Genomic DNA, 2,715 nt, shown 5'->3' with positions numbered 1-2,715 from the left:
CCGAACATCCTGCGCTACAAGGGCATCCTGGACGTGAAGGGCAGGGACGAGCGCTTCGTGATCCAGGGCGTGCACATGATCCGCGACGGCGGCTTCCAGCGGGAATGGAAGGCCGGCGAGCCGCGCTGGAGCCGGCTGGTGCTGATCGGCCGCCACCTGGACCGTGCGGCGCTCGAGACGGCGTTCGCCGCCTGCGTGACGCAGTGATGGCGGCAGCTCCGCGTCTGCCCGCCTCGATCGTCGGGGCCGGCGCCCCCGTCGTGGCGATCCATCCGCTGGGCGATCTGGTGGCGGCGGCCCTGGGCGACGGCCGGGTCTGGTGGGGGGATCGGTCCGACATCGCGGCGAAGCCGGTCGAGCCCACGGCCTCCCATGACGGCGGGCTGCTCTCGGCAGCCTCGGCCCATGACGGCAAGGGCGTGGTCACGGGCGGCGATGACGGCCGCGTGGTGCGCTCGGTGCCGGGCGAGGCGCCGGTCGAGCTGGCGAAGGTGCCAAGGCGCTGGATCGCGGCCGTGGCGACCGATCCGGCCGGCGGCAACACCGTGTTCGCGGCCGGCAAGGAGGCGCACGTGCTGGGCCGGGACGGGCGGGAGAAGGCGGTGTTCGCCGACCATCCGTCCACGATCGCCAGCCTGGCGCTGGACCCCAAGGGCAAGCGGCTGGCGGCGACCCATTATAACGGCGTCAGCATCTGGTGGACCGAGCTCGCCAAGCAGGAGCCCAAGCGGCTGACCTGGAAGGGCAGCCATCTCAAGGCGGCGTTCGATCCGACCGGGCGCTATCTCGTCACCACCATGCAGGAAAACGAGCTGCATGGCTGGCGCTTGGCCGACGGGCAGGACATGCGCATGTCGGGCTATCCGGCCAAGCCGCGCACGCTGGCCTTCTCGCCGGACGGCAAGAAGCTCGGCACCGGCGGCTCGGACACGCTGGTGGTCTGGGACTTCACCGGCAAGGGGCCGATGGGCAAGGCGCCGGAGGAGCTGGGCGAGTATACCGACGTGCCGATCACCGCGGTGGCGTTCCACCCCTCGGTGGCGATCGTGGCGGTGGGCCATGCCGACGGCTCGGCCAAGCTGCTCTCGTTCGGCTCGGACCGGACCATCCCGCTGGACAGCCCGGGTGCGGACATGGTGACCGCCCTGGTCTTCTCCAAGGATGGCAAGCGGCTCTATGCTGGCACGGAGGATGGCGGGCTCGCCTCCTACCTGATCGCCGAATGATCTAGGCAACTGTCCGGGCGGGCGACCCGGCTGCTCGGGTGGCTTTCCCATGCGTGCCGACATTCGCGAGACCCTGCGTCTCGCCCTTCCTGTCATGGTCGCACGCGCCGGCATCCTGGTGATGGCTGCCGTCGACACGATCATGACCGGGCGGTTCGGGGCCAGCGAGCTGGCCTTCTACGCGGTCGGCAACGCGCCCTTCATCCTGTTCATGCTGCTGGGCATCGGCCTCGCCACCGGCACGGTGGTGCTGGTGTCCCAGGCGATGGGGGCGGGGCAGGCCAGCGAGACCGGGCGGATCTGGCGGATCGCCTGCATCGACACGGGCCTGCTGGGTGTGGCGACCGGCCTGCTGCTCCTGCCGGGCGAGACCATCCTCGGCTGGCTGGGGCAGAGCCCGGAAGTGGTGGTGGGCGGTGCCGCGGTCATGCGCGCCTTCGCCCTGGCGATGCCGGCCGTGCTGCTGTTCTCCGCCACCAGCTATTTCCTGGAGGCGATCGGCCGGCCCCATGCCGGGATGGTGGTGATGTGGGCGGGCGTGCTGCTCGACGCGCTGCTGAACTGGCTCCTGATGTTCGGCCCGTTCGGCCTGCCGATGCTGGGGGCGCAGGGGGCGGCACTGTCGACCTCGATCACCCGCTGGGTGGGTGCCCTGGCGCTGATCGCCTATGCGCTCGGCTTCAAGGGCCATGCCCGCTACGGCGTGCGCGGCCGGCTGGGGCCGGTCTGGCCGGTGCGCCGCCAGCTCCTGCGCATGGGCCTGCCGTTCGCCGCCTCGCAGGGGCTGGAAAGCAGCGCCTTCCAATTCATCCTGGTGATGGCCGGCTGGCTCGGCACCGTGCAGCTCGCTGCCCACCAGGCGGTGATGAACCTGAACACGCTACTCTACATGCTGACCCTGGGTGTGGCGACCGCGACCTCCGTGCGGGTGGGCCATGCGGTGGGCAAGGGTGCCAAGGACCGGGTGAAGCGCGCCGGCTGGGTCGGGGTCGCCATCGGCCTGACCATCATGCTGTGCTTCATGCCGTTCATCCTGGGGCTGCGCCTGCCGATCGGCTGGCTCTATGCCGCCGACCCGCTGGTGGTGGCGGCGATCGCCACCGCGTTGCTGGTGGTCGGCCCGACCATGCTGGTGGACAGCGGGCAGGGCATCGTGACCGCGGCCCTGCGCGGTACCGGCGACACCTGGGTGCCTACCGCGATCCATGTCAGCTGCTTCTGGCCGGCAATGGTCGGCTCGGCCTGGCTCTTGGCCTTTCCGGCCGGATTCGGCCTGATCGGGCTGTGGCTGGGCTTGCTGATCGGCCTGGCCCTCGCATTTCTCTGTCTGAGCCTGCGCTTTGCCGGGCGCACCCGCCGCATCGATCAACTGGCACGAGCAACATGACCGAGCTTCCCCGCCTCTTCGACCGGCGGGCCGTGCACCGCAACCGCATCCGCGCGCTGGCCGACCGGGAATATCAGCCGTTTCTCCTGGACGAGGTGGCGG

The 2,715-nt window shown here is 70.6% G+C and carries 3 protein-coding genes; all 3 read left to right on the top strand.

What is annotated here, in order from left to right:
* The coding region (locus tag VNS22_RS10700; protein ID WP_325732213.1) for a GTP-binding protein at positions 1-207 on the top strand (207 nt) is incomplete at its 5' end.
* Positions 207-1,226, top strand: coding sequence for a hypothetical protein (locus VNS22_RS10695; RefSeq protein ID WP_325732211.1), 1,020 nt, complete (start codon positions 207-209; stop codon positions 1,224-1,226). The genes VNS22_RS10700 and VNS22_RS10695, both read left to right, overlap by 1 nt.
* A gap of 49 nt (positions 1,227-1,275) precedes the next feature.
* Positions 1,276-2,613: an MATE family efflux transporter gene (locus VNS22_RS10690; RefSeq protein WP_325732210.1), complete on the top strand. Its 1,338-nt coding sequence runs from the start codon at positions 1,276-1,278 to the stop codon at positions 2,611-2,613.
* The last annotated feature ends 102 nt before the right edge of the window (positions 2,614-2,715 follow it).

Origin of the sequence: Geminicoccus sp., assembly GCF_035556675.1 — a bacterium.
In the GTDB taxonomy this organism is placed as follows: Bacteria; Pseudomonadota; Alphaproteobacteria; order Geminicoccales; family Geminicoccaceae; genus Geminicoccus.
Note: the sequence above shows the minus strand (reverse complement) of the source record. Positions and strands in the feature narration are given on the sequence as shown.

Bases quoted from the DNA above. Each gene is read 5' to 3' on its own strand.
- VNS22_RS10695 (WP_325732211.1), top strand. From the start codon at position 207: ATGGCGGCAGCTCCGCGTCTGCCCGCCTCGATCGTCGGGGCCGGCGCC.
- VNS22_RS10690 (WP_325732210.1), top strand. From the start codon at position 1,276: ATGCGTGCCGACATTCGCGAGACCCTGCGTCTCGCCCTTCCTGTCATG.